Source organism: Ochrobactrum sp. PL_is501 (assembly GCF_055816895.1).
The window spans coordinates 1-18490 of the sequence record NZ_JBVPGR010000018.1 but is presented as its reverse complement, the minus strand read 5'-3'; the positions used below and the strand labels follow the sequence as shown (position 1 = coordinate 18490).

The 18490-nt window shown below is 53.2% G+C and carries 17 protein-coding genes and 1 pseudogene; 9 read left to right on the top strand and 9 right to left on the bottom strand.

Annotated elements, in window-relative coordinates:
• Positions 1-7 precede the first annotated feature (7 nt).
• From AC0TOF_RS00965 to AC0TOF_RS00950, 4 genes are all read left to right on the top strand, one after another.
• On the top strand, positions 8-181 hold the full coding sequence (locus tag AC0TOF_RS00965) for a hypothetical protein (protein ID WP_192799422.1): 174 nt from the start codon (positions 8-10) through the stop codon (positions 179-181).
• A gap of 122 nt (positions 182-303) precedes the next feature.
• Positions 304-759, top strand: a complete 456-nt coding sequence (locus AC0TOF_RS00960; RefSeq protein WP_473766876.1) for a hypothetical protein — start codon at positions 304-306, stop codon at positions 757-759.
• A 329-nt stretch (positions 760-1088) separates the two neighbouring features.
• On the top strand, positions 1089-2069 hold the full coding sequence (locus AC0TOF_RS00955) for a hypothetical protein (RefSeq protein WP_473766875.1): 981 nt from the start codon (positions 1089-1091) through the stop codon (positions 2067-2069).
• Positions 2070-2150: 81 nt separating this feature from the next.
• Positions 2151-2882 (top strand): MltR family transcriptional regulator, encoded by a 732-nt coding sequence (locus AC0TOF_RS00950; protein WP_473766874.1) that lies wholly within the window; start codon positions 2151-2153, stop codon positions 2880-2882.
• Positions 2883-3504: 622 nt separating this feature from the next.
• Here the strand turns inward: AC0TOF_RS00950 and AC0TOF_RS00945 are convergent.
• The 7 genes from AC0TOF_RS00945 to AC0TOF_RS00915 are packed head-to-tail and all read right to left on the bottom strand — an operon-like array spanning position 3505 to position 11541.
• Positions 3505-5307: an ABC transporter ATP-binding protein gene (locus AC0TOF_RS00945; protein ID WP_473766873.1), complete on the bottom strand. Its 1803-nt coding sequence runs from the start codon at positions 5305-5307 to the stop codon at positions 3505-3507.
• Positions 5308-5361: 54 nt separating this feature from the next.
• Positions 5362-6306: an acetamidase/formamidase family protein gene (locus AC0TOF_RS00940; RefSeq protein ID WP_473766892.1), complete on the bottom strand. Its 945-nt coding sequence runs from the start codon at positions 6304-6306 to the stop codon at positions 5362-5364.
• The gene (locus AC0TOF_RS00935; protein WP_473766872.1) at positions 6296-7921 is read right to left on the bottom strand and encodes an ABC transporter substrate-binding protein; all 1626 of its coding nucleotides are present in this window, start codon (positions 7919-7921) and stop codon (positions 6296-6298) included. Before AC0TOF_RS00935 ends, AC0TOF_RS00940 begins: the two co-directional genes overlap by 11 nt.
• A gap of 30 nt (positions 7922-7951) precedes the next feature.
• Positions 7952-8872, bottom strand: coding sequence for an ABC transporter permease (locus AC0TOF_RS00930; RefSeq protein WP_473766871.1), 921 nt, complete (start codon positions 8870-8872; stop codon positions 7952-7954).
• Positions 8872-9702: an ABC transporter permease gene (locus AC0TOF_RS00925; protein WP_473766891.1), complete on the bottom strand. Its 831-nt coding sequence runs from the start codon at positions 9700-9702 to the stop codon at positions 8872-8874. Before AC0TOF_RS00925 ends, AC0TOF_RS00930 begins: the two co-directional genes overlap by 1 nt.
• A gap of 49 nt (positions 9703-9751) precedes the next feature.
• Complete coding sequence (locus AC0TOF_RS00920; protein WP_078339954.1) at positions 9752-10369, bottom strand: ANTAR domain-containing response regulator; 618 nt, start codon at positions 10367-10369, stop codon at positions 9752-9754.
• Positions 10370-10371: 2 nt separating this feature from the next.
• Complete coding sequence (locus AC0TOF_RS00915; protein ID WP_473766870.1) at positions 10372-11541, bottom strand: transporter substrate-binding domain-containing protein; 1170 nt, start codon at positions 11539-11541, stop codon at positions 10372-10374.
• A 1397-nt stretch (positions 11542-12938) separates the two neighbouring features.
• Here AC0TOF_RS00915 and AC0TOF_RS00910 point away from each other — a divergent pair.
• A complete protein-coding gene (locus AC0TOF_RS00910; RefSeq protein ID WP_473766869.1) occupies positions 12939-13586 on the top strand; it encodes a hypothetical protein in 648 nt (215 codons plus the stop codon).
• A gap of 163 nt (positions 13587-13749) precedes the next feature.
• Here AC0TOF_RS00910 and AC0TOF_RS00905 read toward each other — a convergent pair whose 3' ends face one another.
• On the bottom strand, positions 13750-14193 hold the full coding sequence (locus tag AC0TOF_RS00905; protein ID WP_473766868.1) for a condensation domain-containing protein: 444 nt from the start codon (positions 14191-14193) through the stop codon (positions 13750-13752).
• On the opposite strand from AC0TOF_RS00905, the gene AC0TOF_RS00900 reads away from it, so the two are divergent.
• Together AC0TOF_RS00900 and AC0TOF_RS00895 are read left to right on the top strand one after the other, a co-directional pair.
• Positions 14131-14544 carry an RNase A-like domain-containing protein gene (locus AC0TOF_RS00900; protein ID WP_473766867.1) on the top strand — a complete coding sequence of 138 codons (414 nt, stop codon included), beginning with the start codon at positions 14131-14133 and terminating at the stop codon, positions 14542-14544. The genes AC0TOF_RS00905 and AC0TOF_RS00900 overlap by 63 nt on opposite strands.
• Complete coding sequence (locus AC0TOF_RS00895; protein ID WP_473766866.1) at positions 14541-14825, top strand: contact-dependent growth inhibition system immunity protein; 285 nt, start codon at positions 14541-14543, stop codon at positions 14823-14825. The genes AC0TOF_RS00900 and AC0TOF_RS00895 overlap by 4 nt, the downstream gene beginning before the upstream one ends.
• Before the next feature lie 140 nt (positions 14826-14965).
• On the opposite strand, the pseudogene AC0TOF_RS00890 reads toward AC0TOF_RS00895, so the two are convergent.
• A pseudogene (locus AC0TOF_RS00890) lies at positions 14966-15118 on the bottom strand (IS5/IS1182 family transposase); the annotation flags it as partial.
• A 302-nt stretch (positions 15119-15420) separates the two neighbouring features.
• Here AC0TOF_RS00890 and AC0TOF_RS00885 point away from each other — a divergent pair.
• Together AC0TOF_RS00885 and AC0TOF_RS00880 are read left to right on the top strand one after the other, a co-directional pair.
• Positions 15421-15750, top strand: a complete 330-nt coding sequence (locus AC0TOF_RS00885) for a hypothetical protein (protein WP_473766865.1) — start codon at positions 15421-15423, stop codon at positions 15748-15750.
• Positions 15751-16231: 481 nt separating this feature from the next.
• Positions 16232-18490, top strand: a 2259-nt coding sequence (locus AC0TOF_RS00880) for a beta strand repeat-containing protein (protein ID WP_473766864.1), incomplete at its 3' end; no start/stop codon positions are given.

Genomic DNA, 18490 nt, shown 5'->3' with positions numbered 1-18490 from the left:
GGAAACCATGACCGAAGTGACAGACCACTATTTCCATTCCCATACTTACGAAGCCGTCATTGACCAGCTTGAGAATATCGCCCGGACGTTTGATCCGGCTGCGCCCGACGATCTACGCACGCGTATCATTGAAGCCGTGGGCGAACTTGGCGCTTGGCCTGCTTATGCGTTCACTGGATAATCGATTAAGTTGCATTATTATGAATTGCAAGCCAAGGGCGAGTGTTAGCCTATAAAATCCTATTGAAAAGTAATTCGATATGGAACAGATGGGAGGTCCCGCAACATTCAAGGGACGACCTCATGAGCAATAAAATCGAAATTGAACGCGACGGGCACAACAGCGCCGATCCGATCAATAGCCCTTTGCGGGCAACATCAAGCCCACGGCTTGATGAAATACTGCCGGAAGCGGCTGCAACCGCCCCGGCAGAACGAAACCCCAAACAACGACTGAAAGAGGTTCTTATGAACACGAATACCATGACCCCCGCACATGCTGCAACGTTCGCGCAATTCCTTATCGACCGGAATAGCAAGAATGATGAAATCGGGAACTTTCATTGCGCGCTTGGCGATCACGGCCTTGATTTCCCGGAGAGTGCAGCGGCGCTCATTGACGCTGTTTCGCCCGGCGCGACTGGTGACAGTGAACTTCAGTGGAATATCGAGATGATGGCCCATAACATGCGAGCGGCTGCCGAATACCTCTTGATGGCGCTTGCCGAACACCAGAAGAACCAGCGGGAGGTCGCATAATGGCGCTGTCACCCGAACTTAAGGCTATGGTGTCCGGCGTTCGTGGAAAATCCGGCAATCCCCGCGAAGCCCTTATAAATCTGCTTTGCAACAGGATAGAGCGCATTCATGCCGATGCGGACCCGAATATCTGCAAGAGTCCATGAGCATGCTTGAGCAGATCGAAGATTGGGTAGTCGCCTTTCACAGGGACGGCTATTTGATCGTTCGCGACCCCGCTGGCGAAGTAGCGCGCTTTGGCTAGTTGCTAAACCGATTAAATTAAGGAAAAGCCGACTGCGTTTGCCAGTGGGCTTTTCTTTCGTTTGTGCTGCGGCAATGATAAATGCGTGCAAAAACGAGGACCGAAAGGGGTGGTTGTTTTGGGGGCTATTTCAAGAAACTTTATGAAACTCAAAAGCATAATTGCTGGGATATTCTTGGCTCTTTCTGAGAAGGCAAAATGGTCATCGTTGTCCCGTATTGGCAACTCCTATATAGTCAAAATGACGATTGTAGCTCCGTTCGTGGGTTCTCTAATTATATTCAATAATAATGTAATAGATTTATTAGATTTTTCAGGTGTATTCTTAAGGAATATAGGTATTTATGCTGGCGATGGGTCTATCAGCTCATACTCATTGGAAAAGCTTTATTTTTTATATTTTGGATTGTTTTTAATAGGTTTTGGATCCATAATATACTCGATATTTTGTCCAGAGAATATTTCAAAATTTCCTAACTCAGACGATTTCAGTAGGTCAAGAATAGGTTTAAACTCTCCTACTGTTTGTATATCTTCATTTGAAGATGTGGCTGAAGCTTACGCTCGGCGGTGCGGTAACTTGTCATGGCATAAAGAAAACTGGCATGATAGTTTATCATATAGCCCAAAATTAGACGCTCTTACTTACTCACTTCTAACACGCGTTCTGGGTGCTTCCCCGGATTTCAATGAAGACGAAGAAGCTCCCGATCATGTTGCGCCAAGAACCGATTTAAATGACGATCAAGATTTGTCGATCGAGCAAACCTATGGCGATTGCACGAATGGTTATATGCAGGCGAACGGATATATTAACACCTGCGAGATGGCAAAGGATATGGTTTCATCACCAAGGATTATGTGGGGATATACGATACCAATTAAAGAAACATCATTCTCGTTTCAGGCGGACGTCTACCATCTGCAATATATGGTTGATGATCTTTCTTCACCTTTGCCAAGGCTTGTTTGCTTTGGTGTTTATATTATGGGCTTTGTCATTCTTTTTATTCCTTCATTGGAGACATTTATACGTATTCTCGGGCGCGCATTAAATATTACATAAGTTTTATTTTATCGCACGTGCGCATGATCTAATAAGCTTACAATACTAGTTGGAAGCAAACCCAAACTTGAGGTGAGGGCAATGATACCTCCAGAAGCACTTAATGCGGCTGTCAATGCATATTACAAAGCAAAGCTTGAGCAGGCGGCACTTACCATTATGTCTATTCCCTATGATGGAAGTGAACTACCCGAAATTATTGGCCGGCTCAAAAATGAGAGCGATACAGCGCGAGTTCTTGTTCTTGCCTCTCTGATTGAAGACAAAGTTGAAAGTCTTATTTCTAAGAATATGTATGATTTGAACACTTCTTCAGCCCGTGAAAGGATTTTTGCGGGAAACGGTCCTTTGTCTACGTTTGGTAATCGTATCACCATTTGCTATCATCTTGGTTGGATAAGTAAGAATACGTTTATTCGAATTAATTGTATACGTAAAATTAGAAATGAGTTTGCGCATAACGCGTATAAAGTTAATTTCGAATCGCAGTCGGTTAAAAAATACTTTCCTGAAATTTTAGAAACAATAGATTTATTCGAAAGTAAGGTTTTCCCGATAATTAAGGTTCCAGAGAGTAACAGTAATTTAAGGAGGCCATCTGATTTAAATGTTGGCGACCAGTTTCTTCTCGCCGCGACGTTGTGTGTCGGAAACTTGATGCAAGAACTAATTACTTACCCCACGTCCAAGCGCGAACAAATCAATCCGAGTGATTTTCAAAGAATTCTTGGAAGAAGCCCAGACAATGTCACTAACACAATCCGAAACATGCTCCTAGCGGTGCTACGCATTCTTGATACCGATCAGCAGTGACTTACGTTTGAGCTAACTTCCCGCTCAAATGATCACAGAATTTATGTCGTCACAATGTCACAAAATTAAATATTAGGTAAACCTAATAATTACGTAAAAACAATACGATATATGGAATCGCGATGAGAGATTTGACTTTTCGAGTCTCTCATCGGCCACCATTTATCCCCTTGAAATTGCCTGTAAATTTTGACCGAATAGATTGTGTGGTTGTTTGCTTTTTTTGCCTAGCAACAGCCTAGCACTTGTATTGCTGTAGCAATTAAATTTGGAATGATATCGGATATACGCTCGGATTTTGAGACATGATGTCCTGGAAAATCCCGGTTCGCCCTTAGTTGCTACGAGTCAATCGATAATGCCATAGGCAGTCAGCCAATCTCGCACGTGGCGGCGCGTTTCGTTGGTCGGCATACTGGGATTGGCGCCGACTAACAAGTAATCCTCATCATAGATCTCGACAACGCAATAAGAGATCTGACCGACGCGGCCTCCAGCGAGGAGTTGCTGCCCTCTTTTGATCAAGGAGCGACAGATTATTCGTCACCGTCGCATATTGGGCCAGACGTTGGGAAAATTGGCATACGTCATGGGAAACTGCTCTGTTAGCTAAGTCCTGAGCCTAGACACCAGCCTCATGCCAGACAGAATGTCCGTCGCCAAGCGCCACATGTTCGAGATGCGGTGCCACATAGTCAAGCGACTTCACCGGGCTTGGAAGCTCGCCTTCATTGGCCACAAACAAACGACGCTCACGATCCGGATCTGCAACAGGAACCGCTGACATCAAACGACGCGTGTAGGCGTGCTGCGGGTTCTCAAACACCTGCGCACGCGTTCCAGTCTCAACAAAACGGCCCGCATACATCACCGCAACACGGTGACTGATCTGCTCAACCACCGCCATATCGTGGCTGATGAAGAGATACGAAACGCCCGTCTCGTTCTGGATGTCCTGTAAAAGATCCAGAACCTGCGCCTGTATCGAAACGTCCAAAGCCGCAACGCTTTCGTCCGCTACAATCAGCTTCGGTGACAATGACAAAGCACGCGCAATGCAGATGCGCTGCCGCTGGCCGCCGGAGAATTCGTGCGGATAGCGCTTCATCTGATCCGCAGACATACCGACCCGGCGGAAGAGATATTCGACACGGTCTTTCAGTTCACTGCCTGATGCTAGACCATGGATCGTCAGTGGTTCGCCCACAAGGTCGCCAACCCGCATGCGCGGATCGAGCGAAGCATAGGGATCCTGAAAGATCATCTGAATGTCACGCAGCACCGGTCGCATCGCTGTGCGGCTCAGACCCTTCGTGCTCTTGCCATCGATGCGGATATCGCCGCTCCATGGAACCAGATTGAGCAGAGCTTTGCCGGTGGTGGACTTGCCGCAGCCGGATTCGCCGACCAGTGACAGTGTCTCACCGCGATTGACAGTAAAGGATACGCCCTCCACAGCATGAACGCGCCGGACAGGGCGCTGTAAGATGCCGCCCTTTATGTCGAAGCGAACAACCAGATTCTCGACTTCGAGAATGGGGCTGGATGGTGCAGGCGCTGGCTCAGCCTTCGGTTCCGCTGGCGCGCGCTTCGGCTTATCGGTGCCAGTCATTTCACCGAGCCGCGGCACAGCGGCAAGCAGTCGCTGCGTATATTCGTCACGAGGATGGTGGAAGACATCGCGCAGTGGGCCTTGCTCGACTTGCCTACCCTTGTTCATGACGAGAACATGGTCTGCCATTTCGGCGACAACGCCCATATCATGGGTGATGAGAATGACCGAGATGCCGTTCTCGGCCTGAAGCTTGCGAATGAGCGCAAGTATCTGCGACTGGACTGTCACGTCGAGCGCGGTCGTCGGCTCGTCGGCGATGAGGATTTCTGGCTTCTGGGCAAGCGCCATCGCGATCATGACGCGCTGGCGCATGCCGCCGGAGAGTTCGTAGGGATATTGCAACAGGCGACGGCTGGAATCGGAAATCTGAACCTGATCGAGCAAGTCCTTGCAGCGCTGCTTCAGCGCCGCGCCGGACAGGCCGCCATTCGGGTCAGCTTCATTGGCGACAGCTTCCGCCAATTGTCGCCCAACGGTCAGAACCGGGTTCAGCGAGGTCATGGGTTCCTGAAAGATCATCCCGATATGACGCCCGCGCACACTGCGCATCTGGTTTTCGTTGAGCTTGAGAATGTCGCGACCGTTCATCACGGCGGTGCCGCCGGTGACGCGTGCCAATGATTTGGGCAAAAGCTGCATCAGCGAGAGCACGGTCATGGATTTGCCGGAACCGCTTTCGCCGGCAATACACAAGGTTTCCCCGGATTGCAGATCAAAGGAAAGTCGGTCGACGACAGTGCGTGCACCGTCGGGCGTCGCAACCTGCGTCACGAGATCTCTTACCTGCAGAAGCGGAGAAGGCGTGTTCATGTTTGTGCTCGCTGAGTGATGGAAGAGGGGCGGCTGGGACCGCCCCCTTATGCCTTATTCGAAAACGGAACGCGGGAAGTAGAACGATACGACCCAGTTCGGCTGATCGACGATTTCGCTGATGCGCAGATCACCACAAGCCGAGCAGAGCATATAGGCATCCACCGGGTTGAGGTTCCGCGTCTGGCAAAGAAGGTCGATCATGTTGGAAAGGGCGACTTTCGCGCCTTCCCACAGATCGGACCCGATACCGGTGGTGACTTCGTAACCCTTGGTATCTAGGTGCCGCGTCACTGGCCCCGGCGTGGTGAACCGGGGCATCTTCAGTGGCGTATCCTTGATGAGATCCAGCGTCAGAGCGACATTCATCGCGCTTTCGATGGCGGTGCCGCAGACTTCGCCGTCGCCCTGTGCTGCATGGGTATCACCAATGGAGAAAAGAGCGCCTTCGACTTCGATCGGCAGATAAAGCGTGGTTCCGGCTGCAAGATCGCGAATGTCGAGATTGCCGCCGACACGACGCGGCGGCACAACCGAATGCAGGCCCTTTTCCGCCGGTGCGACGCCGATGGTTCCGGCGAACGGCTTCAGCGGCACGCGCGCATGCTCTCCGAAAAGTGCTGGCTCCAGCGTTGTGGGATTATAGTTCCACAAGGCCAGCGCCGGTTCCTTGAAGTCGTCGGCGAGAAGACCGAAGCCCGGAATATTCGCCGTCCAGCCGAAACCTGAAGGCTCGAACTGGTGGATGGTGATTTTCAGGACATCGCCCGGCTTGGCGCCGTCGACGAAGATCGGGCCGGTAACCGGATTGACCTTGGAAAAGTCCATCGTCGACACATCGGCGACCGTGCTGCCGCGATGATAGTGGCCTGCGCCGCTATCCAGACATTCGAATTTCAGGGTCGAGCCGGGCGCGACCGTTTCAGCCGGCTGGAACGAGTTGTCCCAGCCGAAATGATGATGCCGACCATGAATGGTGTAATGGCAATTATTGCACATCTTTTGCATAAACCTCGTCGTAATTGACCGGAATGTGGACAGGATCGACGAAGATCGCGTCGGGACCGCCCAGACGTTCAGAGCGAACCGAGAAGCGCTCCTCGTTGAAGATCGGCGCCCATGGCGCGTCGTCCATGATCTTCAGATAGATATCGCGCCACATGGCTTCGCGTTCTTCCTTGCGGGCCGGGTCAACGATGGCGTCAGCTTCCTGCGCCTTCTTGTCCAGCTCTGCATTGCAGTACCACGACCAGTTCCAGCCGCCCTGTACCGCACCGCTGCAACCCAGGATCGGGCCGTAGAAATTGGACGGATCCGGGAAGTCGGCAATCCAGCCCATACCACCAGACCAGACCATCGGCGCGCCGTCAGGCTCGCCGCCTGCTGCGATGACATTGGCCTGAGCCAGCGATTTGATCGAGGCCTTGATGCCGATAGCGGCCAGATCCTGCTGGATGGCCTGTGCGATGCGCGGCTGCGGATCGGTATTGGCGACGAACAACTCGGTTTCGAAACCATCGCCCACACCGGCTTCGGCGAGCAGCGCCTTTGCCTTTTCAGGATCGTAAGGATAGCCCTTATAGTCCTTGGCATAGCCCGGCATCGACGGCGGCAGCGGCTGATTGGCCGGGACAGCGCGACCGTTGATGATGCGGACGATACGGTCCTTGTTGATGGCCATGTTGACGGCCTGACGCACCTTCACATTGTCGAAAGGCTTGATCTTGACGTTCATGGTCACATAGCCGGTGTGCAGCTGACCGCCCTGAATGATCAGGTCCTTGAACTTCGGATCCTTGGTAACTTCGATGAATTTCGCAGGCGGAATGCCGTCACCTGGAATGTCGACTTCGTCGTTCTGCAAACGCAGAAGGGCAACGACCGGCTCCTGACCGACCTCGAAGGTGATCTGGTCAAGCTTTGGTAGCGACGGATTATAGTAATCCTTGAAACGCTCGAAGACGATGCGCTGGCCGAGCGTCCATTCGGTCATCTTGAAAGCGCCGGAACCGACCGGATGCTTGCCGAAATCTGCGCCGTATTTCTCGACTTCTTCCTTGGGCACGATATGGGCGAAATTCAGCGCCAGCACATGCAGGAAGGTCGCGTCCGGACGGCTCAGTTCGAACTTGATGGTGTAGGGGTCAACCACGGTGATGCCGGAAAGCGCCTCGGCCTTGCCTGCGGATGCATCCTCAAAACCGACGATGGAGCCGAAGAAGCCAGCGCCGGGGCTCTGGGTCTTCGGGTTGACGACGCGTTCGATGGAATACTTGACGTCATCGGCGGTCAGTTCGCGACCATTGTGGAACTTCACGCCCTTGCGCAGCTTGAAGGTGAAGGTCTTGCCGTCGTCGGAGATCGTGTAATCGTCCGCAATTTCCTTGCGCAGATTGGTGGTGCCCGGCTCGTAGTCCATCAGGCCGTCGAACAGTGACTTGATCATCGACCAGTTCTGCCAGTCATAGCCGATGGCGGGATCGAGCGTCGAAACGTCGTCCTTATAGGTGACGATCATCGAGCCACCCTGCTTGATGTTGGCGGCTTGCGCGCCGAACGAGATGGCGAGGCCAAGCGCCAGCGCCGATATGCCGGATAGAAAAGTCTTTTTCATTGGTGTCCCTTTCTCTGGAGTCTTTTGGTTTCACCGCAGCTTGATGCGCGGGTCGATCAGTGGAGTGATGAGGTCGGCGAGCAGATTGCCGAGAACGATGGCGAAGGCGGATACGATCGTGACGCCCATGATGATGGGAATGTCGACGCGCTGGATTGCCTGCCAGGCAAGCTGACCGATGCCGGGCCAGCCGAACACGCTTTCAACGACGACAATGCCCGACATGAACAGACCGATATCGATTCCGATCATGGCGATGATCGGCAGGATGGCGTTGGGCATGGCGTGACGCAGCAGGATTTTCCAGCGCGCCAGCCCCTTGGCGCGGGCCGTGCGGATATAATCCTGGCGAAGAACGTCGAGCAGCGAGGAGCGCATCATGCGCGAATACCAGCCTGCGCCCAGAAGGCCGAGCGTCAGCGAAGGCAGGACGAGATGCATGAACGTTCCGTAGCCGCCGATCGGGAACCAGCCGAGCTTAACCGCAAACACGTAGAGCATCAGAATGCCGATAACGAATTGCGGGGCCGAAACGCCGACGAATGAAAAGATCATCAAGGCATTGTCGGTGCGGCTGCCGCGCCGGGTGGCCGCGATGACGCCCATGGTGAGACCGATGGCGAGTTCCGAGAAGATGGCGCCGGCCATCAGCAGCAGGCTTGCGGGCAGGCGCGACCAGATCAGCGACGCCACTTCGGTTTTCTGAAGATAGGAGCGTCCGAGATCGCCCTGAACGAGCCCCTTCAAATAGCGTAGATATTGCTCATAGAAGGGCAGGTTGAGGCCAAGCTGCTCACGAATATTCTCGACCGTCTGTGCTGTCGCGCTGCGCCCGGCAATCTGGCGCGCCGGATCGGCTGGCACCAGATAAAGCAGGATGAAGGTCACGAAGCTGATGCCGATCAGGATCATCACAGTCTGGATGAGGCGGCGGGCAATATAGGCAAGCATCAGTGATGCCCCTGCTGGGTTGGGTCGAGCACATCGCGCAAGGCATCACCGACGAGGTTGAAGGCGAGCGCCAGCAAAAGGATTGCTGCGCCCGGAATGAAGACGAGCCAGGGTGCACTCGTGAAGTAGGTTTGGTTTTCGAAGATGATATTGCCCCAGGAGGCCGTTGGCGGTTGCACGCCAATGCCGAGGAAGGACAGCGTGGCCTCCAGAAGAACGGTGGTGGCGATACCAAGCGTGGCCCAGACGATCATCGTGGAAAAGAGATGCGGCAGGATATGCTTGAGGATGATGCGAGGCGCACCCGCACCCATGGCGCGCTCAGCTTCGATGAAATCGCGTTCCGAAAGAGACCGGGTTTCCGTATAGAGCACGCGCGCAATCTGCACCCAGTTGACCATTGCGATCACCATCGCGACGATCCAGAGGCTCGGCTTGAAGATCGCGGCGAGCACAATGGCCAGCAGCAAAGCGGGGAAGGCCATCATCAGATCGGTGAACCGCATCAGCACGGTTTCCACCCAGCCACGGAAATATCCGGCGCAAATGCCGACAGTCGAGCCGATGAGCACCGCAATACCGTTGGCTACCACGCCGATGATCAGCGATGTCTGCGCACCGTAGACCAGACGGGAGAACAGATCGCGCCCGACGAGATCGGTGCCGAACCAGAATTTCAGGTTGGGCGCGAGCGGCGCGCCTTCCAGCGTCAGGCCGTCGAAGAACTGTTCGTTCGGATCGAAGGGAACGATCCACGGCGCGAAGAGCGCGGCTGCGACAGTGACGATGATGACCACAAGGCCGAATGCGGCCAGCGGTCGGCGGATGATGCGGCCAAGAACGCCGCGTTCGGCTTTTTTCTGGCCGACCGGAAGAGTGTCAAGCGCGCTCACGATCGTTCCCTGTCTGCTTTTCGTTCAGAAACCGCCGGGCAAAGGCCTCGACACTGATGCGCTCCGCCATCGCGGCAAGGCGCAGTTTCTGATAGGCCTGTCTGGCGGAGATATTGTCTGCGAACATCAGGATTGCCGTGGCCTGCGCAATGGCTTCGCGTCCGGCAAGGCTTTCGCGCAGCTCGCCGATTTCGGTTGCCAGCGCATGGCGACGCTGGAAATTGTGCATGGCGATGACCAGAGCGCTATAGACGCCCGCATTGCCGATTGGCTTCAAAAGCTGTGCATCCGCGCCCTGATTGAGCGCCCAGCCGATCCGGCCCGGTGCTTCCGAGCCGATCAGGGCGACTGTGGGCACGGGGGCCTGCTGCGGCGGCCACGGAAACTGCTCGTCATAGCCCATATCGACATCGAAGAAGACGACGTTGAACCGGGAGATGTCAGCGTGCTCAGGCAGATCCGGCCAGCATTCCACGGCGTCCACGCCGATGCGGCGCAACTGTTGCACAATCGCATCGACATTGGTATGGCGGCGATGAACGATCAGCGCGGTCCAGTTTTCGAATGCGCCCCAACTGGCGACGGTGAAGGCCGGGTCTGTCATGGTCATTTGACGAGCCTCAGAAAGCCGGGCTGCTGGCCCGGATTGACGGATGTTTGAAGATGCGTTCGCGCCATGAACGGGTCCGGCTGAATGGCGACCTCGGCTTCATGCACGATTTCAAAGCTGCAATCTTGTCTGGCCCGTCCGATATGGGCGGGCAGGGCGATATGGTTTGTCCGCGGTTCGACCAGCACATCGCCGAGCGGCGTGCTTGTGGTGTGCGTCTGGACTGCGGCGAGCACTTTTTCGACATCGTCGGTGCCTGCCCGTTCGATACCAGCGGCGATCATCAGAACACTGGAATAGGCTTGGGCGAATATGGCCGAAAGGCTACCGTCAAAGCCATTGCTTCTGACGGCTTCCAGAAAGGCGCGATTGGTTTCGCCCGGCAGTGTGCGGAAATAGCAACTTACGCTGTAATTGCCCTCGGCGGCATTGCCGACATGCTCCAGCTCGCTTTCATAGAGATTGCAGCTCAGAACGGGCCTGACATAGGTGCGGAAATCGCTGTTTCGGCGGCCCAGTTCCGCATAGGCGCGCAGGAACGTATAGGACGATTCACCGATCAGATTGTTGAGGATGAAGTCGGGCTTCTTGCTTTCGATTTCCCGGATGAGATGGTCAATATCCGAGTCGCCGATGGCGATGGCGCGCTCACCGAGAACTTCGCCGCCAGCTGCATTCAGCATTTCGCGGGCGAGGCGATTGGTTTCCCAGCCCCAGATATAGTTCGAGCCGAGCAACATAGCGCGGTTGCCGAAGCGGGGCACAATAAAGTCGATCAGCGGGACAAGATGCTGGTTGGCGCAGGCCGCCGTATAAACGACGCGGTCGCTCGCTTCAAAACCTTCATAGACGCAGGGATACCAGAGCAGTGCATCGCGCTTTTCGACAACGGGAATGACTTCCTTGCGGCTCCAGGATGTGGTGCAGCCGACGATGTGTTTAACGCCCTGTTGCGAAATCAGCTCTTCACTCAGCGGCGCATAACGGTCGGGGTTGCCGCTCGGGTCGGCAATTAGTGGAACGAGACTGAATGGAAGGTCCCGATCATTGACGGCCTTGATCGCAGCCATAGCTCCGCAATAGCCCTCGTAGCCCAGTTTTTGATAGGGACCGGAGTGTGAAAACAAGACGCCGACAGGGATGTCAATTTTGTTGTTTTGAGACATGCAGAAAGCCAAACAAAAAAACCCCTCCGGAATTTTCAGATTCCGAGAAGGGCCTAAATGCCAAAATACGAATTTGACCCAGAAATTACTGAATTTAGCGCAATTCCGTCAAGCTATTTCTTTTTGCCGTTATTTTAAGCAACATTATTAATCTTAAGGCAAAACTCAATCTTCGCCAGTGGCGCGGAGTACGTCCTTATCGATCTGGACAAAGCTCCCCCCGATTTATAGAGACCACCACTTTATGTCGTACAGCTCCGACGAAGGCCGGTTGCGCTAAGAGGCGATGACTTCGTCGGGTAATTGTGAAGCCGTCTTGTGGTCAGTGAGGCGGCAGTCTTTTGCTCCGACGCTCGCAGACGCTGATGCGATAGATTTGCCATGCACATCGCCACGCAAGTCTCACTGGTTCGCGTACGAACCACGTGCGCACAGACTGAGGTCGACATTGCACCTTACGATATGATTTTTGCTGGTTCTGTATATCTCCTGACAACGCCAATAAGTGCGAATTCAAAAAGCAACCGGCAAATAACCGTATGTCTTTACCTTCAGCCTCAGGCATTTCATCGTGGCATCACGAACGCGGCGTAAGCCGCATTCTTTTACGCATCGCGGATTTTTGTGTTCGACTGTAAAGTTTCCCCGACTGCGATACACTGTACCGTGAACAAGCCACGCGGTCTTTCGTTGGCTCTGAAAATAATAGGTTGTTGACGGAGCGCTGGGCACCCAACGAAAATCCGCGACACTTGCTACCCGTTCGACGGCGGAGCCGCAGGCTTTTATGTCGAGCGTCTGGCTTGGATATGTTCTCAAATATATGCTCTAGTTTGTCGAGTTTTCACATATGGCAAAAGGGGAATTTTGCCATATGTAGTCGCGTCAAACTGCCGTTCATATTGACCGGAAAGGGGCCGGAAGTGGACTGGCAGCCTCCGGTAACAGATGGGGGGTAAAGAGACCTTCAGCGATAGGAGCGGCGCAGTCGACCTTCAATCGTGCCAATCGAAACATCCAGTGTCTCGGATGAACGAGCGCAGGATCCAGCCTGCCTGGCGAACGAGATCTCGGTCGCGACCGTTTTGAGGCGACTTGGCGCCATGGAACAGATTGCAGCGGATCAGATAGATCGTGCGAAGAAGCTGAGGCCAAGTAGGAAGATTGCCGGCCGTCCAACCCACCGGCTGCATCTTGACGTCCTCGCGCCGGCAGGCCTCGAAAAGGGCGTCTCGGTCCATCTGCCAAAACGCGTCGAATCCAAGCTTTTTCGAACCTCGCGGACGTTCAGAACTGGCCACATGTCCGCGAAGGCCAGGACGCGCGCTCGGAACGCGCGGTTCTGGTTAAGGAGTTCATCGTAGACATTCGTCATCCGCCAATTCTCGGCTAGTGCAGTGATCATCGCAGCGTCGGAACCACCGTCTGTCAACCATCTTTCCGCTGACATACAAAAGGCTGTTACAGGACAGGAGGCCAAAACTGCACTGGTCGCAATCCTTACCAGCGAACAGATGGGCTATAGCCAGGAACAAGCCGAAAAGCTCCAGACTTACATCGATCTGGGTGTCATCGTTGTAACGGTTGGCGTCGGTGGCTACAAATTCGTAGTAGACGGAAAACGTCTGGCCAAAGGCGATGAAGCCTTGGCAAAACTGAGTAGGACATCAGATTTACCTGGCCCAACCTTACCAAGAGAAGTGGCAGATACTTTTTCTGATGGAGTTTATACCAATCGAAAATTATTAGTAGATACCCCATTCTATAAATACCATGGTGTAGACAATAGAACTGGAAAGAAAATAAGCTGGGTTACTAATGAAAAGTACGGAACTGAAAGAGAACTACGAAAAAATTTGGCTATTAGGGATGATTGGGGCGTGAAAATTACAGCTGTTTCAGAATTTAACGTTCCGGCGGGTACGTGGGTTAGTGAAGGGGCTGCAGCTTCTCAAGGCGCAGGCTACCCTGGACAAGGCTACCAAGCAGTAATTCAAAATCTTCCGAATTCATGGGTAACAAGAACAGACAAGGCTTTCAAATGAACTTAGAAATAGCAAAGTCAGCAATTGAGAGCTTGGCATTGGAGTTGTCAAAAAACGGCAAGGGCGATGTCGCTAAATATTTTCTTAGCTCTCTCGATAAATTGAACCAGGGCACCGACATCAAAGAAACACTCAGACAATTACAAAGATCAGGCATGATAACTCAGTATGCTAATTTTTCGAGTATTGAAGACGAACTATGGAAAAAAGTACACTTTGAGGTGACGAACTGCCTCGAAGCTGAATAATTCGACATCCTTATTGGACCGTGTGGCACCGTAACCTTAACTTTGATGTAACTCTCAGCGGTTGAAGCGAAGGCGTCCGAGTTTTCATAGGTGCGGCGTTCATCGATCACCGCCGATACGGGACCGAAGGGTGACGGCGGCACGGCTTCGCCGGCGGAAAGCGCGCTGTAGATTTCCGCCACGCGGCGCGTCAGCGCCGTGAAGCTGAACCCGTCGAGCATCACATGATGATAGCGCTGGTACCAGAACAGGTGGCTATCGGTGTCGCATCGGATCAGTGCCTGGCGGCAGAGCGGATGTGGGCCATTGGCCGGCAGGTCGGCGGCGATATCGGCCTGCATGAAGCTGCGGGCGGGCATCTAATAGCTCGACATGTGGGAAAAACTGATGCGGAACTCTCGGCGAGATTAGCTTCGCAGCCAAATATCTCTGCGGCATCTTCGTTCTTAGACAGAGCTTCTGCAGAATTCGCAACTGCTTCTGCAATTGATACTCATGCTAGCGAGATAAATGCTTTCTTGAGTGGAACGAATAACCGCCTAGTGATCAATTATGACGTTGGGAGAATAGTGGGAAGTGTCATGAATCGGGGAGGAAACACATCTGTTCCCTCGTCAAACATACGAATTGTTTTGCAAAAGGACCCATCTATGAATATCGGATATAAAATCTTGACTGGATCCCCTGTGCCAATCAAAATGATTATTTGAAGCAACTCTTTGGCGGGTACTTTCATCAGGATTGGGACATTGAAGGTGACACTGATGCGGACGTAGTTGCAGCTTTTGCGAGCAAATTATCTCAGGATCAGATAAAGGCGACCATTGATGAATTGGATGACCTAATGCGTCGTTTTCCCGATAATGAACTAGCGATTGAGCGCTCATTGAAGGAACTTGGATCAGAATACTATTATCAGGCGGATGGGTTAAGCGCTATGGATTGGCTAAGCAGAATTAAACATTTACTTGTGAAAGTCGTTTACTATTGAGGACGTTGTGTAATCGCTTTTTTGAAAAGGTCCGAACTTAGACGGGTTTGCTGGAGGCCTGTTGATTTCCACGCAGAAGTGAGCCGGATCAGCCGCTAATTTTCATTGAGAACTGAGCCATGTGACCCTCTTCCCACTGCCTAGGTGACCGACTCATAAGATCGAAGCCAAATACGAATTGAAGCAAGCTGGATAGAGGCGAGGAAATTATCGTCGCGTTTGTCGTATCGGGTTGCGATGGCCCGGAAGTGTTTGAGTTTGTTGAAGAACCTTTCGACAGCGTTGCGTTGTTTTTAGAGCTATACGCCAATTCACACGGAAAACGGCTTTATTGGAGGGAATCCTCGCTCTTTAAATTGGGGCAAGCCTAACCGGAGGGAAAGAACAGATTATAGTATTAAATAAGTCGATTGTGGCCTTTTATTGTGTTGTTTAGATGTAAGTACTATATTTTATACATCTGATTATCCAGGGTGTGTCGATATTACTACAGATAAAAAAGGTTATAGGGAATTATATGGAAACTGCGGTTTTAATTTAGGTCCTGTTGACAAAGTGCTGCTGCCAAAGCGAATCCTCCGGTCAGGGGGACGTTATGGCGATACTTAGGATTTATGATCTCAAAGAAAATGTCCTGGCGCTTGATCTCAGAGACTTACTGCGGCTTTTGACACCTCGATCTTTGCAGGCAACCTGGACATTTTCGACCGTCAAGTCATCCAAACCTGGGCACGAATGGTTTGAGGCCACAGGTGACGGCGGCGAGCAACTGGAGGAATTGGCGCAGGACGGCGCGCGGCGGGAAGTGCGTGTGGGGTTCATCGAGGTCTGTATGCGAGAAGCCGCAACCAACTGCTGCCAGAAGACAATTACGATATTTACCGGTGAGGAATTACCGAAGGACGGCCATTTGTTCCTGCTTTGACGCGCAGGACCATGCGACGAACCCAACCTTCGGAGGGAACGGGAGACTGGGCAACAGGCATCGGCGCATTGACTGCGGCGATCTTGATCTCATGCTCGTGCAACCAGGTCTTCAGCTTTTCCTGCGGTTTTTAAGTATTCCCTAAATTGAAGTCCTGTTGATGTGAGATGACGATAGTAGGTGTATCGAACTATCATCATGTAATCATAAATAATTTAGCTTCTTCTAAAATAAATCTTATCAACAAAGTAAATAGAACTTGTACTGATTAATTGATATTTATTGTATGGCGTGTATAAGCTGAAAATCGGGACAGAAATTTTTATTGTTCTTGCGTGAAATGACGCGCCTTGTCTGGCGGATGCAGGCGGGGGCGATGTTTTCGCAAATTGCAGCCGGTGACGGTTGGCTCGGTAAGAGCCATCTGCCGGCTGAGCATTCATGCGCATCGATTTTTTTTGAAGCAAGTTTGGAAGACAAGATGATTGACCGTTCGAGACAGCCAGCACTGTCAACCCGTTCGCCTTTGGCGGTTCCGTTCAAACGCAGCTTGCGCGCAGGCGCTTCGGTGCTGGCGCTCGTGGTCGGGGGGCTCGGCGCAGGCATGGTGCAGCCGGCTTTTGCCGTTGACTATACGATTGATGGCGGCAAGACAGAGACTGTTCCGGGCACCCATGATTCAGGTTGGCAGATTGACGGTCGCCTCCGAGTTGGAAACATCGGCGATGGCACACTCATTATCAACTCAGGTGCGCAAATTACCGTCACAGATGTTGTCCGCTCCTCTTCTGCAAGGGGGGGCACAGGTACCATTACTGTCGATGGAACTGGCTCGGTTTTGTCCGGCCAATCCGCAATCTACATTGGTGTTTACGGTGATGGCACGTTGAACATTACGAATGGCGGCACGGTTTCTGGCGGGACCGCTAACGTAGCCAGTTATATAGGAAAGACGGGGTCTCAGGGGTATGTGACGGTCGACGGACAGGGGTCATCGTGGATATTGAAGGGCGGACTGTTCGTAGGTTATGAGGATGGGGTATCACCGTATGGCAGCGCTAAAGGCACCTTGATCATCCGTCGAGGTGGCACTGTAACCAGTAGCCTAGATAATTCTATTCAAAATTCTGGAATCGGCACTGGTTGCTGCGGGGCCGACGGTAGTACGACCGGTACAGTCGTCGTTGATGGGATCGGTTCGACCTGGAACGACACTGGGAGCGCACTAGAAGTGGGGTTCCAAAACACTGGCACGTTGACCATCAGTAACGGTGCAATTGTTACCCAAGGTGACAAAGGGCGAGGTAAAGTTGAGGTGGGAGGTCATGGTGGCAGCGGCACTTTGAATATTGGTGGTGCTGTTGGGGAATCAGCTGCTGGGGCCGGGCAGTTGCGGGCCCAGTCTGTTATCATCGGCGAAGGTGGCGTCGGCACTGGCACAGGCAGGATCAACTTCAATCATACGGATACCAACTATAGATTTGACCCTTCGATTTCCGGTGTTGGGACGATCAACCAGCTTTCTGGCACGACGATTCTTACAGCGGATAATTCGGGCTTTACTGGTACGCTGAACATCAATGGCGGCACGCTTTCGGTCGGCTCGGAGAAAAACCTTGGCGATGCGACGGTTGCGTTGAATTTCGATGGCGGTAATTTGCGGATCACCGGCACAACGATGCAATCGACACCACGCACGATCAACTGGGGTGCTGGCGGCGGCGGGTTTGACATTGCCGATGCGGGCAACACGTTTACGGTCAATCAAGATTTTGGTGCGGGCAGCATGGGCTCGCTGACCAAGCGCGGGGATGGCACTTTGGTGCTCTCGGGTACGAATAGATATTCGGGTGGCACCAATCTGGATGCAGGCATCCTGTCTGTTTCGTCAGATGCCAATCTGGGCGATGCATCGGGCGGGCTGCGTTTCGACGGCGGCACTCTGCAAGTCATGGATACGATGAACTCCGCGCGGGCGGTTGCATTGGCTTCCGGCGGCGGCACGATTTCCGTTGATGATACCAAGACGGCGACTTTCAGCGGGGTTTTCTCGGATGCAGCTAGCGCCAAGGGCAGTTTCACCAAATCCGGTGCTGGCACATTGGTCCTGACGGCGAATAACAGCTATACGGGCGGCACGACGGTTTTGGGCGGCATTCTGCAACTGGGCGACGGCACCACGGATGGTGCGATTGTTGGCGATATCGCCCTGACGGGCGGCGATCTTGTGGTCGATAACACTGGCGCAACCGCGCTTTCCGGCGCGATTAGCGGCACGGGCAGCGTGACGCAGAGGGGCACCGGCACGCTGGTGCTTTCGGGCAATAACAGTTATGGCGCTACTTATCTTAACGCTGGCGTGATTTCGGTCGAACAGCAAGAGAACCTTGGCACGGGCGCACTCAATTTTGATGGCGGCACGCTGCGGGTGACCGGCACGGCTTTCAACGATACCACCAAGTTGATCAACTGGGGCACCAATGGCGGCGGCTTCGACATTGCCGATGCCAACAATGTGTTTACGCTGTCGAATGTCTTCACCGGTTCGGGCGGCTTGACCAAATCGGGTGACGGCACGCTGGCGCTTTTGGGCGACAGTAGCGGTTTCAAGGGCAACACGAATATCAATGCCGGGAGGCTGCGCCTTGACGGCGGCAAGCTTGGCGACGGCACCGGTACGGTCAATGTCGCGTCCGGCGGTTGGTTTGGCGGTCACGGCACGGTTGGCGGCAACACCACG

What these genes read in the sequence shown, in the direction of transcription:
- AC0TOF_RS00950 (WP_473766874.1), top strand. Translation starts at nt 2,151, where the DNA reads ATGATACCTCCAGAAGCACTTAATGCGGCTGTCAATGCATATTACAAA.
- AC0TOF_RS00885 (WP_473766865.1), top strand. Translation starts at nt 15,421, where the DNA reads ATGGCGATACTTAGGATTTATGATCTCAAAGAAAATGTCCTGGCGCTT.
- AC0TOF_RS00905 (WP_473766868.1), bottom strand. Translation starts at nt 14,193, where the DNA reads ATGCCCGCCCGCAGCTTCATGCAGGCCGATATCGCCGCCGACCTGCCG.
- AC0TOF_RS00960 (WP_473766876.1), top strand. Translation starts at nt 304, where the DNA reads ATGAGCAATAAAATCGAAATTGAACGCGACGGGCACAACAGCGCCGAT.
- AC0TOF_RS00965 (WP_192799422.1), top strand. Translation starts at nt 8, where the DNA reads ATGACCGAAGTGACAGACCACTATTTCCATTCCCATACTTACGAAGCC.
- AC0TOF_RS00935 (WP_473766872.1), bottom strand. Translation starts at nt 7,921, where the DNA reads ATGAAAAAGACTTTTCTATCCGGCATATCGGCGCTGGCGCTTGGCCTC.
- AC0TOF_RS00900 (WP_473766867.1), top strand. Translation starts at nt 14,131, where the DNA reads ATGTGGGCCATTGGCCGGCAGGTCGGCGGCGATATCGGCCTGCATGAA.
- AC0TOF_RS00945 (WP_473766873.1), bottom strand. Translation starts at nt 5,307, where the DNA reads ATGAACACGCCTTCTCCGCTTCTGCAGGTAAGAGATCTCGTGACGCAG.
- AC0TOF_RS00940 (WP_473766892.1), bottom strand. Translation starts at nt 6,306, where the DNA reads ATGTGCAATAATTGCCATTACACCATTCATGGTCGGCATCATCATTTC.
- AC0TOF_RS00915 (WP_473766870.1), bottom strand. Translation starts at nt 11,541, where the DNA reads ATGTCTCAAAACAACAAAATTGACATCCCTGTCGGCGTCTTGTTTTCA.
- AC0TOF_RS00930 (WP_473766871.1), bottom strand. Translation starts at nt 8,872, where the DNA reads ATGCTTGCCTATATTGCCCGCCGCCTCATCCAGACTGTGATGATCCTG.
- AC0TOF_RS00920 (WP_078339954.1), bottom strand. Translation starts at nt 10,369, where the DNA reads ATGACAGACCCGGCCTTCACCGTCGCCAGTTGGGGCGCATTCGAAAAC.